This is a genomic window from Mesorhizobium sp. P2_E10, assembly GCF_056404235.1.
On sequence record NZ_JBFUEK010000001.1, the window covers coordinates 605,346 to 627,134 of the forward strand.

The 21,789-nt window shown below is 63.5% G+C and carries 20 protein-coding genes and 1 pseudogene; 6 read left to right on the forward strand and 15 right to left on the reverse strand.

The window, feature by feature from the left end; genetic code table 11:
- Positions 1–16 precede the first annotated feature (16 nt).
- The 8 genes from AC1D0N_RS03010 to AC1D0N_RS03045 form a co-directional block, all read right to left on the reverse strand.
- On the reverse strand, positions 17–1,660 hold the full coding sequence (locus tag AC1D0N_RS03010) for a dihydroxyacetone kinase subunit DhaK (RefSeq protein ID WP_477241231.1): 1,644 nt from the start codon (positions 1,658–1,660) through the stop codon (positions 17–19).
- A gap of 70 nt (positions 1,661–1,730) precedes the next feature.
- A complete protein-coding gene (locus AC1D0N_RS03015) occupies positions 1,731–2,744 on the reverse strand; it encodes an ABC transporter ATP-binding protein (RefSeq protein ID WP_477241233.1) in 1,014 nt (337 codons plus the stop codon).
- Positions 2,737–3,849, reverse strand: a complete 1,113-nt coding sequence (locus AC1D0N_RS03020; protein ID WP_477241235.1) for an ABC transporter ATP-binding protein — start codon at positions 3,847–3,849, stop codon at positions 2,737–2,739. The genes AC1D0N_RS03015 and AC1D0N_RS03020 overlap by 8 nt, the downstream gene beginning before the upstream one ends.
- A 3-nt stretch (positions 3,850–3,852) precedes the next feature.
- Positions 3,853–4,059, reverse strand: a complete 207-nt coding sequence (locus AC1D0N_RS03025) for a hypothetical protein (protein WP_477241236.1) — start codon at positions 4,057–4,059, stop codon at positions 3,853–3,855.
- A complete protein-coding gene (locus tag AC1D0N_RS03030; protein WP_477241238.1) occupies positions 4,056–5,006 on the reverse strand; it encodes a carbohydrate ABC transporter permease in 951 nt (316 codons plus the stop codon). The genes AC1D0N_RS03025 and AC1D0N_RS03030 overlap by 4 nt, the downstream gene beginning before the upstream one ends.
- Entirely contained in the window at positions 5,003–5,950 is a 948-nt protein-coding gene (locus AC1D0N_RS03035; protein ID WP_477241872.1) for a carbohydrate ABC transporter permease, read from the reverse strand. Before AC1D0N_RS03035 ends, AC1D0N_RS03030 begins: the two co-directional genes overlap by 4 nt.
- Positions 5,951–6,057: 107 nt before the next feature.
- The gene (locus AC1D0N_RS03040) at positions 6,058–7,389 is read right to left on the reverse strand and encodes an ABC transporter substrate-binding protein (RefSeq protein WP_477241240.1); all 1,332 of its coding nucleotides are present in this window, start codon (positions 7,387–7,389) and stop codon (positions 6,058–6,060) included.
- A gap of 277 nt (positions 7,390–7,666) precedes the next feature.
- Positions 7,667–8,356 carry a PIG-L deacetylase family protein gene (locus tag AC1D0N_RS03045; protein WP_477241242.1) on the reverse strand — a complete coding sequence of 230 codons (690 nt, stop codon included), beginning with the start codon at positions 8,354–8,356 and terminating at the stop codon, positions 7,667–7,669.
- A gap of 26 nt (positions 8,357–8,382) precedes the next feature.
- Here AC1D0N_RS03045 and AC1D0N_RS03050 point away from each other — a divergent pair, with 26 nt between their 5' ends.
- The 5 genes from AC1D0N_RS03050 (at position 8,383) to nhaA (ending at position 15,231) form a co-directional block, all read left to right on the forward strand.
- A complete protein-coding gene (locus tag AC1D0N_RS03050) occupies positions 8,383–9,237 on the forward strand; it encodes a DMT family transporter (protein WP_477241244.1) in 855 nt (284 codons plus the stop codon).
- 93 nt (positions 9,238–9,330) lie between these two features.
- Entirely contained in the window at positions 9,331–11,898 is a 2,568-nt protein-coding gene (gene hrpB, locus AC1D0N_RS03055) for an ATP-dependent helicase HrpB (protein WP_477241246.1), read from the forward strand.
- A 32-nt stretch (positions 11,899–11,930) separates the two neighbouring features.
- The gene (locus AC1D0N_RS03060; RefSeq protein WP_477241248.1) at positions 11,931–13,256 is read left to right on the forward strand and encodes an ActS/PrrB/RegB family redox-sensitive histidine kinase; all 1,326 of its coding nucleotides are present in this window, start codon (positions 11,931–11,933) and stop codon (positions 13,254–13,256) included.
- A 64-nt stretch (positions 13,257–13,320) separates the two neighbouring features.
- Complete coding sequence (locus AC1D0N_RS03065; RefSeq protein WP_477241250.1) at positions 13,321–13,884, forward strand: ActR/PrrA/RegA family redox response regulator transcription factor; 564 nt, start codon at positions 13,321–13,323, stop codon at positions 13,882–13,884.
- A 159-nt stretch (positions 13,885–14,043) separates the two neighbouring features.
- Positions 14,044–15,231, forward strand: coding sequence for a Na+/H+ antiporter NhaA (nhaA, locus tag AC1D0N_RS03070; protein ID WP_477241252.1), 1,188 nt, complete (start codon positions 14,044–14,046; stop codon positions 15,229–15,231).
- Here the strand turns inward: nhaA and AC1D0N_RS03075 are convergent.
- From AC1D0N_RS03075 to AC1D0N_RS03095, 5 genes and pseudogenes are all read right to left on the reverse strand, one after another.
- Positions 15,215–16,258: an RNA polymerase subunit sigma-70 gene (locus AC1D0N_RS03075; protein WP_477241254.1), complete on the reverse strand. Its 1,044-nt coding sequence runs from the start codon at positions 16,256–16,258 to the stop codon at positions 15,215–15,217. The two genes, nhaA and AC1D0N_RS03075, sit on opposite strands and share 17 nt — an antisense overlap.
- 155 nt (positions 16,259–16,413) lie before the next feature.
- On the reverse strand, positions 16,414–17,046 hold the full coding sequence (locus AC1D0N_RS03080; RefSeq protein WP_477241256.1) for an SDR family NAD(P)-dependent oxidoreductase: 633 nt from the start codon (positions 17,044–17,046) through the stop codon (positions 16,414–16,416).
- A gap of 180 nt (positions 17,047–17,226) precedes the next feature.
- The gene (locus AC1D0N_RS03085; protein WP_477241258.1) at positions 17,227–17,727 is read right to left on the reverse strand and encodes an MmcB family DNA repair protein; all 501 of its coding nucleotides are present in this window, start codon (positions 17,725–17,727) and stop codon (positions 17,227–17,229) included.
- A gap of 539 nt (positions 17,728–18,266) precedes the next feature.
- Positions 18,267–18,440: a hypothetical protein gene (locus tag AC1D0N_RS03090; protein WP_477241260.1), complete on the reverse strand. Its 174-nt coding sequence runs from the start codon at positions 18,438–18,440 to the stop codon at positions 18,267–18,269.
- 544 nt (positions 18,441–18,984) lie between these two features.
- Positions 18,985–19,374: pseudogene (locus AC1D0N_RS03095) on the reverse strand (MerR family DNA-binding protein).
- 258 nt (positions 19,375–19,632) lie between these two features.
- Between AC1D0N_RS03095 and AC1D0N_RS03100 the strand changes: the two are divergent.
- The gene (locus tag AC1D0N_RS03100) at positions 19,633–20,250 is read left to right on the forward strand and encodes a L,D-transpeptidase (RefSeq protein WP_477241261.1); all 618 of its coding nucleotides are present in this window, start codon (positions 19,633–19,635) and stop codon (positions 20,248–20,250) included.
- Between the two features lie 220 nt (positions 20,251–20,470).
- Here AC1D0N_RS03100 and AC1D0N_RS03105 read toward each other — a convergent pair whose 3' ends face one another.
- Together AC1D0N_RS03105 and AC1D0N_RS03110 are read right to left on the reverse strand one after the other, a co-directional pair.
- Positions 20,471–21,040, reverse strand: a complete 570-nt coding sequence (locus AC1D0N_RS03105; RefSeq protein ID WP_477241265.1) for a NifU family protein — start codon at positions 21,038–21,040, stop codon at positions 20,471–20,473.
- 187 nt (positions 21,041–21,227) lie between these two features.
- Positions 21,228–21,719 (reverse strand): universal stress protein, encoded by a 492-nt coding sequence (locus AC1D0N_RS03110; protein WP_477241267.1) that lies wholly within the window; start codon positions 21,717–21,719, stop codon positions 21,228–21,230.
- Positions 21,720–21,789 lie beyond the last annotated feature (70 nt).

A 21,789-nucleotide genomic window follows, 5' to 3' on the forward strand; every position in this document is an offset into this window, starting at 1 on the left:
CAAGCATAGTCCCCCGTCAGGCCGCTTCGTACAATGCGGAGACGGCCGCGAAGACTTCGGCCACGGCACAGGCGCCGGGGTCGACAACACCATAAAGCTGGCTGCCGATATAGGCGGACCGCCCGGCCTTTGCCTTGCGCATGGCGGCCGTGGCCTCGGCGCCCTGGCGAGCCGCCGCGGCAGCCTCTTCCAGGCCACCGGCGTCGAGCGCTTTCAGGGCAGGCTCCAGCGCGTCGATCATGGTGCGGTCGCCAAGCTTTGCGCCACCGTAGAAGGACATCCGCCCGAGCCCGGCGAGCAGCGCCTTGGGAAGGCTTGCGCCAAAACCCAAGGTCTGCGCCGCCGCCGTGAAGAAGATCGACAGCAGCACCCCGCTGGAGCCGCCCATGGAGGCGCTCAAGATGTCGCCCAGCGCGGCGAGCGTGGCGGCAGGGTCGGCCAGCGGCAGCGTGTCGAGCTTCTCAAGGACGCTGCGCGCGCCGGTCGCCACCGTCGAGCCGGTGTCGCCGTCTCCAGCCTTGGCATCCAATGCGTTCAGCGACTCTTCGAGCGAGATCAGCCTTTCGCAGATCGTAACGACAAGGCGTCTTGTGCGGGCATCCACACTGGCCGTTTTTGCCCCGGCTTGAGCGGCCGGTTTCGCCGCCGGCACCACCATCAGCGGAAGAACAGGCTTTGCCGGCATCCAGGCATGCGGACCGACGGGCGCGCGCAAGGCGGCTTCGCGCGCCGCATCGAGCCGGATCAGGGACAAAGAGAAGCCGTTCATGTTAAGCGCCGTCATCAGCGGCCCCGGTCCGATCGTCAGCGTCACGGTCCTGGCCAGCGGCGACACCAGCACCGCGTTGGCGAGCAACGACATTTCCAGCGGCGGCACGGCACCGAGATTGTTGATCAGCAAGGCATAGTCGCTGGCCGGATCAAGGCGCGCGGCGAGGCGCTCCAGCATGATGGCGACCAGCCTGTCGGCGCTTTGCACGGCGATCCGCTCAACCCCCGGTTCGCCATGAATGCCGAGGCCGAGCTCACCGTCATTGTCGCCAAATCTCTCTTCGTGCGGCTGACCGGGGATCGAGCAGGACGACAGCGAAAGGCCGAGGGAAACGATGTCCGCCGCGGCAGCGCGTGCCGCTGCGGCAATCGCCGCGAGGTCTTGGCCGGTCTCCGACAGATAACCGGCGATCTTGTGCACGAACAAGGTACCGGCGACGCCGCGCGGCTGGGCAATGTCGGGCAAGGCGATGTCGTCGGCGACGATCACCATTTCGACGCGAAGGCCTTCAGCGCGCGCTTTCTCGGCCGCCAGTCCGAAGTTCAGGCGATCTCCGGTATAGTTCTTGACGATCAGCAGGCATCCGGCGGGACCGGTGACTGCGCGAATGGCCTCCAGCACCGCTTTCACGCTCGGCGAGGCAAAGATTTCGCCGGAAACCGCCGCCGTCAGCATGCCCTTGCCGACGAAGCCGGCGTGTGACGGTTCGTGCCCGGCGCCGCCGCCGGAAACGACGCTGACTTTTGACTTGTCCCAGTCGGCGCGCAGCACGACCTTGACTTCGGGATAGCCGTGCAGGCGGGCAAGGTCACCGGCGCCGATCGTGCCGAGAAAGCCATCCAGCGCCTCGGTGACGATCGTTTCCTTGCGATTGAAAAAATGCTTCATCGAATTCGTCCAGTCCCGCAATCGTCAGTCAGAATCCGGCATTGCCCATGCGACAACACCCGCAAACCACTCACATCAGCCGTTGCCCATCCGCACCGAAATACAGCGGCGAGCGGTAGCGGATCATCACCTTGTCGCCTTGCGCCAGATCCGTATCGGGATCGGTCAGCGTCACCAGTTTCTTGCTCCCCACCGTCACATGCAGGTGGTTCTGGTCGCCCAGATGCTCGACCCAGTCGACGACGCCATCGGAATGGCCATTCGCTGCCTTCTCAATCGACAGATGTTCGGTGCGCGCGCCAATGGTCTTGGTTCCGGCCGGCGTGCCGCCATCGGGCAGCAGGCCGGTGGGCAGGAGATTGATCGCCGGTTGGCCGAGCCGTGCTGCGACATGAAGGTTTGCCGGCTCCGAATAGATGTTTCGCGGTGTGCCGATCTGCACCAGCACGCCATCATTGAGAATGCCGATGCGGTCGGCCATCGTCATCGCTTCGATCTGGTCGTGCGTGACATAGAGCATGGTGGCGCCAAGCTCGGTCTGGATGCGCTTCAGCTCGAGCCTGAGATCGGCGCGCAGCTTGGCGTCGAGCGACGACAGCGGCTCGTCCATCAGATAGATCGACGGCTTGCGCACCAGCGCACGGCCGATGGCGACGCGCTGCATCTCGCCGCCCGAGAGTTTCGTCGAGCGGTTGTTCAGCTTGTGGTGGATGCGCACCATCTTGGCGACATCCTCGACACGGCGGCGGATCTGTTCCTCCGGCATTTTTCGCGCCGGCGAGCGCAGCGGAAAGGCGAGGTTGTCGAACACCGAGAGGTGCGGATAGAGCGAATATTGCTGGAACACGAAGGCGGTGTCGCGCTCGGCCGGTGACAGCGTCGTCGCATTGTGGCCACCGATGTGGATGGTGCCGCTGTCCGGCCGTTCCAACCCGGCGATCAGCCGCAGCGTCGTCGTCTTGCCCGCGCCGGTCGGGCCGAGCAGCACGACGAATTCGCCATCGGCGATGTGCAGATCGAGATTGTCCACGGCGACCTGCTCGCCGAAGCTTTTGCTCACGCTTCTGATATGCACGTCAGCCATGTTGCGCTCTCCCTTGAGAGGCCGAATCATGGATCGCGGTGCGCACCGCGCGGCCGGATCCTTTCTCGAACAGTGACAGCCGCGCGCTGCTCAGCGTCAGGCCGACATGATCGCCCGCGGCGAGCCGGATTTCGGCCGGCACCCGTGCCTTGATGATGCCGTCTGCCGTTTCCACCGCGACGATCTGCGTGGTGCCGAGATATTCGGTGCCGTAGATGGCGCCGCGCAGTTTCGAGGCGTCGTCGAAGCGGATGTGTTCGGGCCTGATGCCAAGCGCCATGTCGCTAGGTGCGATATCCTCGCGCACCTCTGGCACCGCCACTTTGGCGCCCTGGACGACGACCTCCGTGGCGCCCTTGGCCAATCCGCCGCCGAAGCCCAAAAAATTCATCGGCGGCGAGCCGATGAAGTCGGCGACGAACATGGTTGCGGGACGGTCGTAGATCTCACGCGGCGTGCCGAACTGCTCGATGACGCCGTGGTTCATCACCGCGATCTTGTCGGCCATCGACATCGCTTCCATCTGGTCATGGGTGACGTAGACCGTGGTGGCGTGGATGCGATTGTGCAGCTCGCGCAGCTCATGCACCATCAAATCGCGGAATTCGGTGTCGAGCGTGCCGAGCGGCTCGTCCATCAGGAAGCATTTTGGCCGCCGCACGATGGCTCGTCCGAGCGCCACGCGCTGGCGATCGCCACCGGCAAGGCCGGAGACGGACTTGTTGAGCAGATGGTCGATGCGCAACAGTTTTGCTGTCTCCTCGACCCGTTGGCGGATTTCGGCCGACGGCATGCCTTGCGCCAGCAGCGGAAAGCCGATGTTCTTGCGCACATTCATGTGCGGATAGAGCGCAAACAGCTGGAACACGAAGGCGATGTCGCGCTCGCGGGCCCGCAGCATGGTGACGTCGTCGCCGCCAAGCAGGATCTCGCCGCCGGTCGGCAGTTCGAGCCCGGCGATCATCCTGAGCGTCGTCGTCTTGCCGCAGCCCGACGGCCCCAGCATGACAAAGAACTCGCCATCCTCGACGACGAAGTTGGAGTCCTGCACGGCGACGAAATCGCCGAAGGCTTTTCTCAGATGCTGAACCCTGATCTCAGCCATCGTCTACTCCGGGAACTTCGATACGATGATGAACATCACGGTGCCGGCGAGCATGGTGATGAAGGAATAGGTGTAGAGCGACAGCGCGAAGGGCTGGAACAGCATCAGGAAACCGATGGCGATCAGCGCCGTCGCAATGTTTTCCATGAGGCCGCGCCTGGCCCACACCGGCCAGCGCGATTTGCGTTTTACGGGCTTGATCATTGTCATTTGCGCACCGCGCCGAAGGTGATGCCGCGCAGCAGCTGTTTGCGCAACAGGATGGTGAAGACCAGGATCGGCACCAGGAAGATCGTCGTACCGGCCGCCACCGCCGGCCAGTCCTGGCCGCCTTCGCCGATGATGGTCGGGATGAAGGGCGGCGCTGTCTGTGCGGTGCCGGAGGTGAGCAGCGCGGCGAAGGCATATTCGTTCCAGGCAAAGATCAGGCAGAAGATGGCGGTTGCGGCAATGCCGGTTGTCGCCTGCGGCAAAACGGTGCGCCAGAAGGCCTGCAGCCGCGTGTAGCCGTCGATCATCGCCGCCTCTTCATATTCGCGCGGGATTTCGTCGATGAAGCCTTTCAGCAGCCACACCGCCAGCGACACGTTGACCGCCGTGTAGAGCAGGATCATGCCGAGTGCCGTGTCCGACAGGCCGAGCTCGCGGTACATCAGATAGATCGGGATGGCGACCGCGATCGGCGGCATGAAGCGCGTCGACAGGATGAAGAACAGAAGGTCATCGGCCAGCGGCACCTTGAAGCGCGAGAAGCCATAGGCCGACAGCGTGCCGAGAAAGACTGCGCAGAAGGTCGAGCCGAAAGCGATGATCAACGAGTTGAGGAAGCGCGGCAGGAAGTTGGACGGACCAGCGATCACCATGTTGCGCTTGCGCGTGGTCTCGTCGCAGAAACCGGTCGCCGGTCCGAGCGAGTTGATGTATTCCGGCGTCTGCCGCGTCCGCGTCGTGAACAGGTTGCAGTAGCCTTCGAGACTCGGCTGAAACAGGATTTTTGGCGGATAGGCGATCGAATCCGGCGGCGTCTTGAAGCTGGTGGCAAAGATCCACAGAAGCGGCACGATCGAGATCAGCGCGTAGGCGACGATGATTGCGCCGGCGATCCGCTTCGAATTTGCGCTAGGCGCGACGACCGAATGGGCTGATGTCAGGCTCATCTCTGCTTCACCTTGTTGAGCGCCTTGACGTAGATGTTGGCGAGGCCGAACACCGCCACGAACAGGATGATGGCGAAGGCCGAGGAATAGCCGGTACGCCAGCTCTCGAAGGCCTGCCGCTTCAGCGTGATCGAGGCGACCTCGGTGGTCGAGCCCGGGCCGCCGCCGGTGAGCAGGTTGACCATGTCGAACATCTTGAAATTCTCGATGCCGCGAAACAGCACCGCCAGCATGATGAAGGGCAGCGCCATCGGCAGCGTGATCGACCAGAACTGCCGCCAGTTGGAGGCGCGGTCGACCTCGGCCGCCTCATAGATGTATTCGGGGATGGAGCGTAGGCCCGCGAGGCAGATCAGCATCACGTAGGGCGTCCACATCCAGGTGTCGACGATGACGATCGACCACGGCGCCAGCGATACGTTGGAGAGCATGCTGATCTCTGTCGGCGGAATGCCTGATACAAACGAAACGGCGTAGGCGAACAGGCCGATCTGCGGCTCGTAGAGGAAGCGCCAGAAATTACCGACCACCGCCGGGGACAGCATCATCGGCACCAGGATGATGGTGGTCCAGAAGGCGTGGCCGCGGAACTTGCGGTCGATCAGCCAGGCCAGTGTGAAGCCGATTACCGTCTGCAGCAGGATGGTCCAGAAGACGAAATGCGCCGTCGTCTGCATGGCGATCCAGATGTCCTTGTCGCCAAGGATGCGCTGATAGTTGGCAAAGCCGAGGTTTTTCACCACCTCGTTGGGGCGGTTGGCGCGATAGTTGGTGAAGGACAGATAGATCGCCCAGAACAGCGGGAAGATGTTGATGGCCAGAAGCAAAAGCATCGTCGGCGAGATGAACAGCCAGGCGAGGCCCTTGTCGCTGATGCCGCGGACCTTGCGCGCCAACGGCTCCGGGGTCGCCCGGGCAACGCTGTCCGCAGTCCGATTGAGCATGGTGAGTCCTGCTTCGGTCACGTCAAGTCTCGACAATGGAATTTATCTGAACTGCGTCCCGTGCCAAGGGTGGCACGGGACGCTCGGGTCAAGCTCGGGAGGAGCCGTTACATCTTGCCGTCGTCCTGGAACACTTGCGTCCAGTCCTTGACCAGGCCGTCAAGCGCATCCTTGGCCGAACCTTGGCCGGCAACGACATAGTCGTGGAAGCGCTTCTGTGACGCTTGCAGCAGCGGCGCGTAGCTAGGCTCGGCCCAGAAGTCCTTCACGATGGCCATCGAGTCGAGGAAGGTCTGCGCGTAGGGCTGGCTGGCCGGGAAGGCCGGGTCCTTGACGACCGCGTTGAGGCAGGAATAGCCACCCAGCGACCACCACTTGGCCTGCACGTCCTTGTTGGCGAACCACTTGATGTATTTGAGCGCCGATTCCTGCTTGTCGGAATAGGACACCACCGAGATGCCCTGGCCGCCGAGCTGGGCGAACTGGTCGCCATCGGGACCCTTGGGATTGACGAAATAGCCGATCTTGTCGCCGCCGACATTCTCGTCCTTCTGCAGGCCCGGCCAGGTGAACGCAAAGTTCATGTGCATCGCCACCTGGCCGGATTTGAAGGCATCGACGCCTTCGCCCATGTAGCTGTTCGAGGCGCCGGGAGGGGTGCAGCAGTCATAAAGCGCCTTGTAGAATTCCAGGCCCTTGACCGATTTGTCGGAGTTGACGAAGCCTTCCATCTCGTAGGGCTTGTCGGGGTTCTCGTATTTGAAACCGAAGCTGTAGAGCACGTCCATGGCGCCCATGGTGATGCCTTCGGAGCCGCGCTCGGTATAGATCGAGGCGCCATAGACGGTCTTGCCGTCGATCTCGCGCTTCTGGAAGAATTCGGCGATCTGCTTCAACTGGTCGAAAGTGGTCGGCGGGCCGAGATCCCAGCCAAACTTTTCCTTGAATTCCTTCTGCAGTTCCGGCTTGGAGAACCAGTCCTTGCGGTAGGTCCAGCCGACGACGTCGCCCATGGCCGGCAGCGCCCAGTAGTTCGGCGTGTTCTTCGGCCATTCCGAATAGCCGACGACGGTGGCCGGCACGAAGTCGTCCATGCTGATCTTCTCCTTGTCGAAGAAGTCGTTCAGCTTGACGTAGTGGCCGTTCTCGGCCGAGCCGCCGATCCACTGGCTGTCGCCGATGATCAGGTCGCACAATTTGCCGTGCGAATTCAGCTCATTGAGGAAGCGGTCGGCATAATTGGTCCACGGCACGAATTCGAACTTCATGCCGATGCCGGTTTCCTTGGTAAAGTCCTTGGACAGTTCCACAAGTGCGTTTGCCGGATCCCAGGCGGCCCAGCAAAGCGTCAGATCTTCCGCATGCGCGGCGTTCGAAAAGCCCGCCGAGGCAGACATCGCCGAGGCCAGTCCCAACGCCAGTTTCAAAGTCGATTTCATGCCTTCCTCCCATTTGCGAAACGCGTCCGGATGACGGTTTCAAGAGCCTTCAACCCCTCTCCTCCGGGGCCCAAACATGCGGCGAAGCGGCGCGGCAGATGTTTAGTAATTTGTTTAGTGATGCAATTTTTACTAAACAACGCAAGCGAATTCGTCGCTGCACCGCAACATGATACGGCGAGGCCGGCTGCCGACCGGAAAAAGCCTAAGTTTTACAAGGCAGGGTTCGATGAGAATCGAAGGGTCGGTCAGAGGTCTCGGCGCGCTTGCGAACCGATCACGTGACCGTTCTGGTACTCACCATCACAGTCCGGATCGGCGGCGCCGGCGGCAACAGGGCGCGGATGTCGGCGAAGGGGAACACCGGTTCGAAGCGAAAAGCTTCCGCAAAAGAGCCGGCCGCGCCATTGCACTGGCCGGCGCGAAAGGCGTTCTGCGTGCGTGCCGCGTCGACGAAGCGCTCGGGATCCTGCGACTGGTGCGCACGGATCGCCTCCGCCTTGAGATCGAAATGCGTTGAGATATCGACATAGTGCGTTGGCGAAAAACCGGTGCCGCCAAGCGTGTCGACATGCAGCACCGGCACCGCGAAAGACGTCGCGATGCGCACGCCGTCCGACAACGCGCGATGGTCGCCATGATAGTCGTTCGGCGAATGCGTGATCGCCAGGTTTGGCTGCACCGCGCCGATCAGCGTCTTGAGAGCGCCGATCAATGCCGAATCGGCAACCAGTTCGCCATCCGGAAAATCGAGAAAGTGCGGCGTCACGCTAAGCAAGGCTGCCGCCGCAATCGCCTCTTCACGGCGCGCACGAACGAGAGAGCCGGGATCACCCTTGCCGCCCTTGGCGCCGTCCGTGGCTATGGCGAAAATCAGTTCTGCGCCTTGCGTGGCATAGGCGGCCATCGTACCGAACATGAAAATCTCGATGTCGTCAGGATGCGCACCGAGCGCCAGCACCTTCACTCTGCTCTCCCCGGAAATGGAAAAACGTGACGAACGGTATCCTGCTCGCCCTCATCGCCTATGCAAGCTATTCGTGCAACGACGCCGTTGTCAAAAGCCTGGGCGGGCAGTTCACGGTGTTCGAGATCGGCTTCTTCTCGACGCTGTTTTCCGGCTGTTTCCTGCTCTTCACCCGGCCGAACGGCGAACGCTGGCGCGATTTCTGGCGCACCAAACGGCCCTGGGCGGTGCAGGCGCGCGCCTGGGCGGGCATCGCGTCCGGCGTGCTCAGCGTCTATGCCTTCACCACCATCCCGCTGGCCGAAGTCTATGCGCTAGTCTTTCTGGCGCCACTCTGCGTCACCATTCTCTCGACTGTGGTTCTCAAGGAGAAGGTCGGCCCCTGGCGATGGCTGGCGGTGGTCGCCGGCTTTGCCGGCGTCATGCTGGTGGTGCGGCCGGGTTTTCGCGAATTGCATCTCGGTCATCTCGCCGCCTTCGGTATTGCCTTCCTCGCCGCCGCCAGCATCATCTTGATGCGCTCGCTTGCACAGCAGGAAAAGCGCACGACCATGCTCGGCGTGCTGATCGGCTACGGCCTGTTCTTCAACGGCATCGGCGCCGCTGCTACCTCGTTCACGCTGCCGGATGGCACCTCGTGCGGACAGCTGCTACAGTTGCTGGCGATGAAATACGCGCCCGCCAACCGGGTCGCGCCGACGCATTATTCGCAGATCGTCTGGGCGGTCGTCCTCGGCGCGCTGTTCTTCCAGGAATATCCCGATTGGCTGTCGCTGGTCGGTCTCGCTGTCGTCGGCGGTTCCGGCCTGCTGACCATGGTGCGCGAGGAGGCGAGGCTGGGCACGGTGCGCTGGAACCCGTTTTCGCGGACCCGGCTTTGATCCAGCCAGCTCGATCAGTTGCGCGGCAGCCATCGCCGCTGATATGCGGACGCTGCTTATGTGCCGCGATTGGATGAACACGTCCATGGGACGATGACCAGAAAACCTCTGCCAGAACTTCCGGTTTCCGCCGTGCTACCGGCGTTGAGCGAAGCGCTTGGTCGCGGCAACAGCGCAGTGCTGGTGGCGCCGCCGGGTGCTGGCAAGACGACGCTGGTGCCGCTGGCGCTGCTCGACGCGCCTTGGCTTGGCACCGGCAAGATCATCCTGCTCGAGCCGCGCCGGCTTGCCGCCCGCGCTGCGGCGCGGCGCATGGCCGAACTGCTCGGCGAGGAGCCCGGCGACACGGTCGGCTACGCCATGCGTATGGAAAATCGCACTTCGGCATGGACGAAAATCCTCGTCGTCACAGAGGGCGTGCTGGCGCGGATGATCCTCGACGATCCCGAACTGCCCGGCGTCTCGGCGGTGTTCTTCGACGAGTTTCACGAGCGCTCGCTCGACGGCGATTTCGGCCTGGCGCTGGCGCTCGATGTGCAAGGCGCGTTGCGGCCCGATCTGCGCTTGCTGGTCATGTCGGCGACGCTTGACGGTGCGCGTGTCGGCAAACTGCTTTCCGGCGCACCGGTGATCGAAAGCGAGGGCCGCGCCTATCCGGTCGACATCCGCTACAACGAACGCCCGGCCGGCACTACCATCGAAGACGCCATGGCCAAGGCGATCCGTTCGGCGCTGGCTGACGAGAGCGGCAGCGTGCTCGCCTTCCTGCCCGGCCAGCGCGAGATCGAGCGCACCGCCGAGCGTTTGCTCGGCCGCATTAGTGCCGACACCGACATCGTGCCGGTCTACGGCATGCTCGACGGCAAGGCGCAGGATGCGGCGATCAAGCCGGCGCCGCCCGGCCGTCGCAAGGTGGTGCTGGCGACCTCGATCGCCGAGACCTCGATCACCATCGACGGCGTGCGCGTCGTCATCGATTCCGGCCTGTCGCGGCTGCCGCGTTATGAGCCGGCCAGCGGCCTGACGCGGCTGGAGACGGTGCGGGTCAGCAGAGCCTCCGCCGACCAGCGCGCCGGCCGCGCCGGGCGCACCCAGCCGGGCGTAGCCGTCCGCCTGTGGCGGGCCGAGCAGACGGCGGCACTGCCCGCCTTCACGCCGCCGGAAATCCTCGAGGCCGACCTTTCCGGGCTGGTGCTCGATTGCGCCGCCTTTGGCGTCGCCGATCCGGCCAGCCTTGCCTTCCTCGACCCGCCGCCAACTCCGGCACTCAACGAGGCAGTCGCGCTGCTTCGTGCGCTTGACGCGGTCGACGGAGCGGGGCGCCTGACCGAGCAAGGCGCTGCGATGCGCAGACTGGCACTGCCGGTGCGGCTGGCACATATGGTCGCCGAAGCGGCAAAGGCCGGACATGCCTTCGAGGCGGCCATGCTCGCCGTGCTGCTCACCGAGCGTGGTCTGGGCGGCGACGGCGCCGACCTCGAACGGCGGCTGATGCGGTTTCGCTCCGAGAGGTCGCCGCGCGCCACGGCCGCGCGCCAGCTAGCCGAGCGGCTGGCGAAACAGACTTTACCCTCCCCCTCGAGGGGAGGGTCGATCCGCGAAGCGGATCGGGGTGGGGTCGGTTCGGGCACGCCACCGGCGACCCCACCCCGTCGCCTTGCCGTGCAAGGCTCGCTCGCCGACCCTCCCGGGGAGGGTGGAGCCGGCGCGCTTCTCATCCATGCCTGGCCGGATCGCGTCGCCAAAGCGCGTGGCGAGCGCGGCCGTTTCGTGCTGGCCAACGGTTCGGGCGCCATGCTCGACGCCGCCGATCCGCTGGCCGGCGAGACCTGGCTCGTCGTCGCCGACCTGCAAGGCAAGGCGCAGAATGCGCGCATCACCGCGGCCGCTCCGGTCGATGAGACCGACATTCGCGCCGCGCTCGCGGACAAGATCGAGACCCGCCGCGAAGCAAGTTTCGACCGCGAAAAGCGTGTGGTGCGTGTGCGCGAAACCGTTCGGCTCGGCGCCATCGCGCTGTCCGAACGCATGCTGCCGGCGCCCACCGGCGCCGATGCCGATCGAGCCATCCTCGACGCCTTGCGCCAACATGGGCTATCGCTGCTGGAATGGGGCAAGGAGGCGCAGACGCTGCGCCAGCGGCTCGCCTGGCTGCATCGCGGCCTCGGCGCCCCCTGGCCCGATGTTTCGGATACGGCACTTGTGGAACGTCTTGACGACTGGCTGTTGCCGTTTCTCTCCGGCGCGGCGTCGTTCTCGACGATCAATTTGGGCACACTCTCCTCGGGCCTTATGGCATTGGTGCCGCACGACTTGCAGCGCAAGATCGACACGCTAGCGCCGACCCATTTCGACGCACCTTCGGGCAGCCATGTGCCGATCCGCTATGATGGCGAATGGCCGGTTCTGGCGGTTCGCGTCCAGGAGCTGTTCGGCCTCGACCGGCATCCGTCCATCGCGAACGGCACCGTGCCGATGACGCTCGAACTGCTGTCGCCGGCGCACCGGCCGATCCAGACGACACGCGACCTGCCCGGCTTCTGGCGCGGCTCCTGGGCCGATGTGCGGGCCGACATGCGCGGCCGCTACCCCAGGCATGTCTGGCCGGAGAATCCGCTGCTCGCCACCGCCACCGCCCGCGCCAAGCCGCGTGGGACCTAGCCTTTGTCCTTTCCCGGCTATAATCCTTTGCCATGATCAAGATCCTGCGCACACCCGACTTCCAGCAAAGCCAGCGGCTGCGCCTCAACACGCTGATCCGGCTGCGCTGGCTGGCCATCGTCGGTCAGAGCCTGGCGGTGCTTGTCGTCGCCTATGGGCTGAAATTCCCGCTGCCGGTCAGCATCTGCTTTGCGCTGATCGCCTGCTCAGCGTGGATGAACCTGCTGCTGACCTTTCGCTATCCGGCGGCACATCGGCTGACCCCGCTTTCGGCCTTTGCCATCCTGACCTTCGACAGCCTGCAGCTTGCCGGCCTGCTCTACATGACCGGCGGCCTGACCAATCCGTTTTCGGTGCTGCTGACCGTGCCCGTCGTCATCTCGGCGGCGTCGCTGCCGCTGCGCCTTACCGCTATCCTCGGCGTGCTGGTGATGGCGGCGGCCACCTTGCTGGTTTTCTTCCATTCGCCGCTGCCCTGGCACGAGGACGCGCCGCTGGCGATGCCGTTCGTCTATGTCGCCGGCATCTGGATGGCGGTGTTCTCCTCCATCGCCTTCACAGCGATCTACGCCTTCCGCGTCGCCGAGGAAGCCCGCCTGCTCGCCAACGCGCTCGCCGCCACCGAACTGGTGCTGCAGCGCGAGCAGCATCTGTCGGCGCTCGATGGTCTCGCCGCCGCCGCCGCGCATGAGCTGGGCACGCCGCTCGCCACCATCGCGCTGGTCTCCAAGGAGATGGAAAAGGCGCTCGGTGAAGACTCGAAATACCGCGAGGACGTAACGCTGCTGCGCTCGCAAAGCGAGCGCTGCCGCGAAATCCTCAAGCGCTTGACCAGCCTGTCATCCGAGGGCGAGGCGCATCTCTCCCGTCTGCCGCTGACCTCGCTGGTCGAGGAGGTGACTGCACCGCATCGTGATTTCGGCATCTCGATCCGGCTGCGGCCGGGCGAGCGCATTGGCGCCGAACCAGTCGGACGGCGCAATCCCGGCGTCATCTACGGCCTCGGCAATCTGGTTGAGAACGCCGTCGATTTCGCCCGCAAGACCGTCACTGTGCGCTGGAGCTGGGATGAGGATGACGTCACCTTCTCGATAATCGATGACGGGCCTGGTTTCCCGCCCGAAATCATCGACCGCATCGGCGAGCCCTATATGTCGACGCGCCAGGGCAACGAAGCCGGCGGCGGCCTCGGCCTCGGGCTTTTCATCGCCAAGACCTTGCTCGAACGCTCGGGCGCTACGCTCGATTTCCGCAATTCGAGCGGGCTGGGCGAGGGCGCGGTCGTGCATATAGCGTGGCCGCGCAGTGTCTTCCTCAATCCCGAATCGGCCTCGGCCACCATGTTTGACACCGCTTAAATTGGACAATGGCGCTTCGGAACGATATCTGCGTAAAATTAAGGCAGCAGGATTTTTGAACACGATGACAGGCGACGAGATAATTGGTGCAATGGTTGAGGGCGAGGACACCTCGCTGCTGATCGTCGACGACGACAAACCATTTCTCACGCGCCTTGCTCGCGCCATGGAAACCAGGGGTTTCGTGGTCGACACCGCCGAGAGCGTCGAGGAGGCGGTGGCCAAGGCGCGCGCCAATCCGCCCGCCTATGCGGTGGTCGACATGCGGCTCGGCGACGGCAACGGTCTCGATGTCGTTGCCGCCATCCGCGAGAAGCGCGACGACGCCCGCGCCATCATCCTCACCGGCTATGGCAACATCGCCACCGCGGTGACGGCGGTGAAGCTCGGCGCCATCGACTATCTGTCGAAGCCGGCCGATGCCGACGACATTTTTGCAGCACTCACCCGCACCGCCGGCGAACGCGCGGCGCCGCCCGAAAATCCGATGTCGGCCGACCGCGTGCGCTGGGAACACATCCAGCGCGTCTACGAAATGTGCGACCGCAACGTCTCGGAAACAGCGCGCCGCCTCAACATGCATCGCCGCACGCTGCAGCGGATACTGGCCAAGCGCGCACCGCGCTGAGACTGTTTGGAAATTCTACTCCGGCGGCCATCTGATGGCGTTTTCTGCGCTTCCGGTGCTCGCGGACCCAAATGTCCGCTGCGCTCCGGTTCTCGAAACCACCACCATATGACTCGCCGGAGCGAATACCGAAACAGTCTCTGAGAGGGCGGAGAACACATGCGCGACGAGCGGCCAAAATCCATCCTTCGCGAATTCCTTGACGGCGAGGCGGCCGGCGGCATCATCCTGATGGTGGCCGCGGCGCTCGCCCTGATCGTCGCCAATTCGCCGCTGTCCCAGGCCTATTTCGCTGCCCTGCATGCCTATGTCGGGCCGCTCAGCGTCTCGCACTGGATCAATGACGGGCTGATGGCGGTGTTTTTCCTGCTGGTCGGCCTGGAGATCAAGCGAGAGATGCTCGACGGCCAGCTCTCGACCTGGCCGCGACGTGTCCTGCCGGGCGTGGCCGCAGCCGGCGGCATGGTTGTGCCGGCCCTGGTCTATGTCGCCATCAACCGCAACAATTCAGCAGCACTCTCCGGCTGGGCGATCCCCACCGCCACCGACATCGCCTTTGCGCTTGGCGTGCTGTCGTTGCTCGGCAGCCGCGTGCCGGCGTCGCTGAAAATCTTCCTCACCGCGCTTGCCATCATCGACGATCTCGGCGCCGTCATCATCATCGCGATCTTCTACACCAACGGCCTGTCGCTCGCCTATCTCGGCGCTGCCTTCGCCGTCATCGCCGTGCTCCTCGTGCTCAACCGCATGCGTGTACTCATCTTGCTGCCCTATATCGTGCTCGGCATCGTGCTCTGGGTGCTGGTGCTGAAATCCGGCGTCCACGCCACGCTCGCCGGCGTGGCGCTGGCGCTGACCATCCCGCTCAAGGTTTCCCCGGGCAGCGGCCACGATCTCGACCATTCGCCGCTGCACCGGCTCGAGCATGGCCTGCACAAGATCGTACCCTTCTTCGTCATCCCGATCTTCGGCTTTGCCAATGCCGGCGTCTCGCTCGCCGGCCTGAGCGCTGCCGCCCTGGTCGAGCCGCTGACGCTCGGCGTCGCCGCCGGCCTCGTCGCCGGTAAGCTGGTTGGCGTCTTCGGCTCCTCGGCACTTGCCATCCGGCTCGGCTTTGCCGACCTGCCGGTCAACGCCGGCTGGCTGCACATGATCGGAATTTCGCTGCTGTGCGGCATCGGCTTCACCATGAGCCTGTTCATCGGCCTGCTCGCCTTCGCCAATGATTTGGCGCTGCAGGACGCGGTCAAGGTCGGCATCCTCGCCGGCTCCTTCATCGCCGCCCTCCTCGGCGCCGCCATGCTGCTGATGGCACCGGCCGCGGGCGAGGCTACTGACGAGGATTAGGCCAGACAAGCGGCAGGCCGAAGGCCGTAAACAAGTCTTGGCCGAGCGGACCGACATAGACCGTCAGCAAGGAGATCTTGTCGTCGGCAGGCTCGATGACGTGCAGGGACTGGGCTCGCCACACGAGATCCCCGTGGCGGCGCGCGTAGACCGCAAACGCGGGCTGGCCATTGGCGCCGGTGGCGACCGCATGGTAGCCGGCGAAATTGCCCCAGACGGTCTCGAAAAAACCACGGATCGCCTCGCGTCCCTGGTACCAGTCCCGCCATGGTGGCATGTGATAGCTGGCATCCTCGCGCAGCAGTTCGATCAAGCCGTCGAGACTGGCGGCCTGCCAGGCCTGCATGTAGCGTTCGAGCAACAGCGCCTCCTGGCGGCTGGGCTGCGATCGATGCAGGGGACGTCCCCGAGGATATCGCGCGCCAAGCGTCGCGCGAGCCCGCTGCAGGGCGCTGTTGATCGACGCGGTCGACCCGCCGAGCAATTGTGCCGTCTCGAGCGCCGACCACCCCAGCACGTCGCACAGCAAAAGGGCGGCCCGCTGCCTGGGTGGCAGCAGCTGGATCGCGGCGACGAAGGCCAGTTGCACGGCCTCGCGCGTTTCATAGCGCGCTTCCGGACCGGGTTCGCCGTCAACGAGGTCCGGAAGCTCCGCGTCCGGATAGGGCTCCAGCCAGGTGAGCTCTGGCGCCGGCCCGCCTGTGGCCGGTCCGCGCGAGGGCGACCGTTCGGGCTGCTGGAGAAGGCGCTGCGCCGTCGACCTCGCCTTGAGCGCGTTGAGGCAGCTGTTGGTGGCGATCGTGTAGAGCCAGCCGCGCAGCGAGCCTCGCGCGTCGAACTGCAACCGCCCGCGCCAGGCCCGCAGGAAGGTTTCCTGGACTAGGTCGTCCGCCTCGTGCACCGAGCCCATCATCCGGTAACAATGGAGCTTGAGCTCGCGGCGGTGGGCAGCCGTGAGACGCTCGAAGGCCGGCCGATCGAGGATCGGCCGGCCCAGTGGCTCAACAGGGCCAGGAGCATCTGTCATAGGCAGCCCGCGGTGCTGAAATCGCCTTGCATCCTGAGCGCCTCAGGCCGCTGCCGCAAGTCCGCTGCCGCTGACCGTGAAGGAACTGCCTTCCGATTTCCCGGTGGCGAGCGCGACCACCGCGCGGCCCACATCGGCCGGCGTCTGCATGTCGGTCATGCTGGCGAGGATTTCTGCAGGCTGGATGCCCAGATACGCAGCAAAGCCATCGAGGCCGGCATCGCCGACGCCGGTCCCTGGCATGATGCGCGCCGGTGCGAGCGCCATGAAGCGCAGCCCAGTCCAAGCCGATCCGATTCCTTCTGGCAATGACCGGCCAGAAACATCTGCATGCGTTTTGCGCCGGCATAGCCGCCGGCGAACGGTGGTCCGCCGCTCAAGGCTGCGCCGCTGGAGATCAGCACAATTCGGGTCCCCGGCTTGAGCGGATCGTTGAGCGCGGCCTTGCAGAACAGGAACGCCGCCTTGACGTCAGTTTCCCAGTTTGCGGAGAAGACCTCCCAGCTCTGTTTCTGCACAAGCGTGGAGGGTGCAAGGGCGCCTGCGCAGATCACCAGCACATCCGGCGCTAGCGTGTCGAAAACCACTTCGGGCGCGACCTCCTTCGTCGCGTCGACCGCAAGGGTCTTCAAGCCTGGGTTCTCCCAGGAGAGCTCCTTCAGGGCCGCTGCGCCGCGGGCGACGGCGAGAACGGTCGCCCCCTCGCCAAGTGCTGCTTCTACGATTGCGCGGCCGACACCCCGGCTGCCACCGACGACGACGACATTCTGACCTTGTAACGATCGCATGGATCACCTCGCTTTCCGGCAGCTGGACCATCCAGCGCCTATTGATCAGGACAGCGCCGGGGAGCGGAAATCATCGGTGCGGGATAAAATATTTTTCGCGGTCCGGCGCAAAAACCCTCGATCGCGCGAAATCGACAGGCGGCGGCGCATCGGCTAGTGCGGCGCACATTTGCGGCGGACCTACTCGCTCTCACCCTCCAGCGCCGGCACCGAGACGCCGGCTAGTTCCGCCGCCAGCAGCCGCGATGCACCGGCGCGCGCAATCCGCAGCATCAGCGCCTTGCGTGTTGCCGCCGCCATGCGGTGCTCCGGCGCGTCGCGCATGATCTCGGCGCCGTAACCGTCCGAGAGGATGAATCCGCATTCCTCGGGAAAAATCTCCGCGGGCACGCCGGGATGGGTGGCGAAGAAAAAGCGGTCGGAGTGCAATCGGTAGTCAGGCCATTTGCGGTCGACCCTGAAATCCTCGATCGAGGATTTGATCTCGATGATCCAGATGTCGCCCTGGCGGGTCAGCGCCACGAGGTCAGCGCGGCGGCCGGTGGCCAGCGACAGTTCCGGCAGCACATGCATGCCCATTTGCATGAGCAGCCGCTGCACGCCGCGCCGCACCAGCATGGCGCGTTCCGATTGGCGGCCATCGATCAGAGGGTTGAGCGGAATCGGGGAAATGATCGGCATGGCCGGCATCATGCCAGAGTTTGTTCACGGTTTGAACCCTCTCCTGCAAGGGCAATTATATATTTGACAGACCCGCTCCTTGCGGTTGCAGGCTACCTATCCGCAACGGAGCCGTTTGAGCCAGTTGCATTATTGGCGCTGCCAATTCTTCCCTCATCTCTCTTCGCGTGGAAGAATTTGCCTTGCGCGCGTGACATTCTCTTATTCAAACTTCCCAAGAGGTAACCGGCGGGCGATACGCACATTATTCCGGTTACGACGTTATTTGGTAAAACAAAGTACAATAGCGCATAACCTACGCAACCTACAATAAATATCCAGAATACCGTTCCAATCGCGTCTTGCCACATGCGATTTACAGGAAGGAATTGCTCCATCCATGGCATTACCAAGGGGTTTTTATCCCAAAACTGGTCAATTCGAATGGGGTCTTGGGGCATAGCTCTAGACGAATCCGCAGGCCACGATTGACCCAAGGCCAGCATGCGACCCGATGGTAGGATGGACCAATCACAATATCGAGCACGGGGAAGTAGCGGCTAGGCTTGCTGAGAGGCCAGAATGCGGGCTTCCCTCACAAGCGATGTCCAGTTCTGAGCCCCAATAAAGCCGATAAGCTCGCGGGCCTGATCTTCCGAAATGCCAGTATCTTCCACCAGTCGGCGCACAAAAAGGCTATAGCCCGCGTGCGGCTTGCCTTGTTCCTCTACCATGGTGGATACACTCCAGGTTCGCGTGAACGCGCGGAACGGATAATGGTTCCAGTGGCGCTACCCAGCCGTGAGGGAATGGCCGGTGCGGCTGGGGTGTTTGGGGTTGAGGTGGCCGCACCGGCCACTGCGGGCTGTTTTTGGCCGTCCCCCGCGCTGATTAAACTATGAGCATATTAGCAATCGCGCAATTACGACCAAGGGCCCTAGGCTCGCCGGACCTTTGGCTACCATCCGTAGGGGAATGGCGGGGGATTACCCCGCCAAGCGCCTCTCTTGGTCTCGGCGATCTTCCTCAATGGTAGTGCGAACTCGCTTGGATCGTCGGAGCCCATCGCGTCGCGAAGGTTGGCGCTGGCGGGGACACCACGACTCCACCTATCCAGCCCTAGGGGTAATGGCCGGTGCGGTTTACCTCGGGGGTGCGGAGGCCGCACCGGCCACTGCGGGTTGGGGTTGGGCCGCCCCCCGCGTTGACTAAACTATAGGCATATTAGCAATTACGCAATTAAGCCGATCGGTGGTGCTCAGCCGCGTCGACGCGGTCCTATGCCGACGCCGAAGCGCCTTTTTCATTGAGCAACACCGCCCCCGCCATATCGTCCAAAATCGGACAATCCGGCCTGTCGTCGCCGTGGCAGGCGTGGACCGCTTTTGCAAGGTCGCGCGCATCGACTGCAATTCGAGCACCTTTTCCTCGATGGCGCCGACATGGGCGGCGGCGATTTCGCGCACGTCGTGGCTGGCGCGGCTGCGGTCCTGGTAGAGCGCCATCAGCTGGCGGCAATCATCGATTGAAATGCCGAGATTGCGGGCGCAGCGCAAAAACGCCAGCGGGTGGATGTCGTCACACCTGAATAATCGCGGTAACCATTGCCGGCACGCGCCGACGCGATCAGATCGAATTCCTTATAGCAGCGGATGGTCTTGGCGGCAGGCCGGAACGCTGGGCGGCATCGCCGAGATTCGTAGTGGTTCCTCGATTCCGGGCAGTCCGACAGAGCCGCCCATTGAATTTCCTTCACAATCCTGTGAAGCCTGTTGCCAAAATGTCATAGTTGTGAGCTTACCGGCGCGTAAGCCCCTGCATATGGGCATCGCGCGCTTGGCAAGCAAAGCAAATGCCAGCATGAATGTTCCTGACAAAAGCGGCCGACTCGTGCCGCTACCTTTGGGCGGGGCATCGGACATTTTCATGCGCGTGAAGTCACTTGCAATCGTTGCCGCTCTCGCGTTGTCGACCGCGATCTCGGGTTGCAGCACCATCGGTGCGCAACTGTTCACCAACAACTACGGCTCGGTCACCGATGCCGGCTATCAATTGCCGCGCATCCCGATCGAAAAGGTGCCGCTGAAATATCACCGGCAGGAGGTCAACTACGACACCTCGGAAAAGCCGGGCACCATCATCGTCGATACGCAGAACAAGTTCCTGTACTTCGTCGAGGGCGACGGCCGGGCGATACGCTATGGCATCGGCGTCGGCCGCGAAGGCTTTGAATGGCACGGCACCGCCCGTATCGCACTGAAGCGCGAATGGCCGACCTGGACGCCGCCGAAGCAGATGATCCAGCGCCAGCCGGAACTGGCCAAGTTTGCCGACGGCATGGAGCCAGGCCTGAAGAACCCGCTCGGCGCGCGCGCCATGTACCTGTTCAACAAGGGCGGCGACATGGGCTACCGTCTGCATGGCAGCCCGGAGTGGAACTCGATCGGCAAGGCCATGTCGTCAGGCTGCATCCGGCTGATGAACCAGGACATTATCGACCTCTATGACCGCGCCTCGGTCGGCGCCAAGGTCATTGTGATGTAGGACCATGATCCCGAAAAGTGGAAACCGGTTTTCGGGCAAGATCATGGTCAAAGTAGAAGATTACCTTCGTACGCGGACCGTCTAGGCAACAACGGACGTCCCAAACAGAAAACCGGGCAATTCGGCCCGGTTTTTTGTTGTCTGCTTGAAGGTGATTGGAGCAATTCCAGGAAAAGTGTGCAGCGGTTTTCCGTCCGGAATTGCGTAAAAACAAAGGGTCTTAAGAAACCTGTTCGACGGCCTGCACTTCCGGCACAAAATGCCGAAGCAGGTTCTGGATGCCGTGCTTCAGCGTCGCCGTCGAAGACGGGCAGCCGGCGCAGGCGCCCTTCATATGCAGGAACACGGTGCCGTTCTCGAAGCCGCGGAAGGTGATGTCGCCACCGTCCTGTGCAACCGCCGGGCGCACCCTTGTGTCAAGAAGTTCCTTGATGGTGATGACCAGTTCCTCGTCGGCCTTGTCGTAGAACTCGCCGGTCTGGCTGGTCTCGGCGGCGGGTCCGGCCTTGGCCATGACGGGCGCGCCCGACATGAAATGCTCCATGATGGCGCCGAGGATTGCCGGCTTCAAATGCTGCCAGTCGGGGCCGTCCTTGGTCACGGTGATGAAATCATAGCCGAAGAACACACCGGTCACGCCGGGGATCTCGAACAGCCGTCCGGCCAGCGGCGAAGCGATTGCGGCACTATCGGCATCGCGGAAATCGGCTGTGCCTTCGAGAAGCACCTCCTTGCCGGGCAGGAACTTCAGGGTTGCCGGGTTTGGCGTCGATTCGGTCTGGATGAACATGGCCGTCTCCGTGCCCATGCCGGGCAGCTAGTTTGGAATAGTTCTAAATAGGCTCTATTGGCTGGACATTCAAGCGAAACGCGTCGTCGGAACGGCTGGCTGGCGGAATGTTTTTGCGCGCCCACCAAGCGCCTAGAGGTGTGTCGTGATTCGGGTCAGGCAGGCCCCACCTGAATATCAGTACACCTCAGGCCAGGCTGTCGATCTCCTCGTCGGACAGATTCTGCGGCACCACCGTGACAGGGATCGGGAAAGCAGCACCCTTGCCGGCCACAGCGCCGACCAGCGGCCCCGGGCCTTCCTTGCCCGCGCCGGCCGCCAGCACCAGGATGGCGATGTCCTGGTCTTCCTCGATCAACTTGTGGATTTCTTCGGTCGGCTTGCCTTCGCGCACCACCAGTTCCGGCTCGATGCCCAGCTTCTGGCGTACCTTGTTGGCGTAGCTGTCGAGCGCGGTACGCGCCGTGGCGTTGGCCTCCTCGCGCATGATCTTTTCGACGCCCAGCCAGTGCTGGAAGTCGTCCGGCTCGATGACATAGAGCAGCACCAGCACGCCGCTGGTGCTCTGCGCCCGCTTCGAGGCGTAGGCAACGGCGCGCTCGCATTCCGGCGTGTCGTCGATGATCGCCAGGAACTTGCGGCGATGGCCGGCTTCGCGACTAAGGCGTTTGGAGACCATATTCTACCTGTCGATGGTTTCGGTCCGCAATCTGCCACCCGCACCGGCTGGCTGCAAGCGGCCGGTCTGT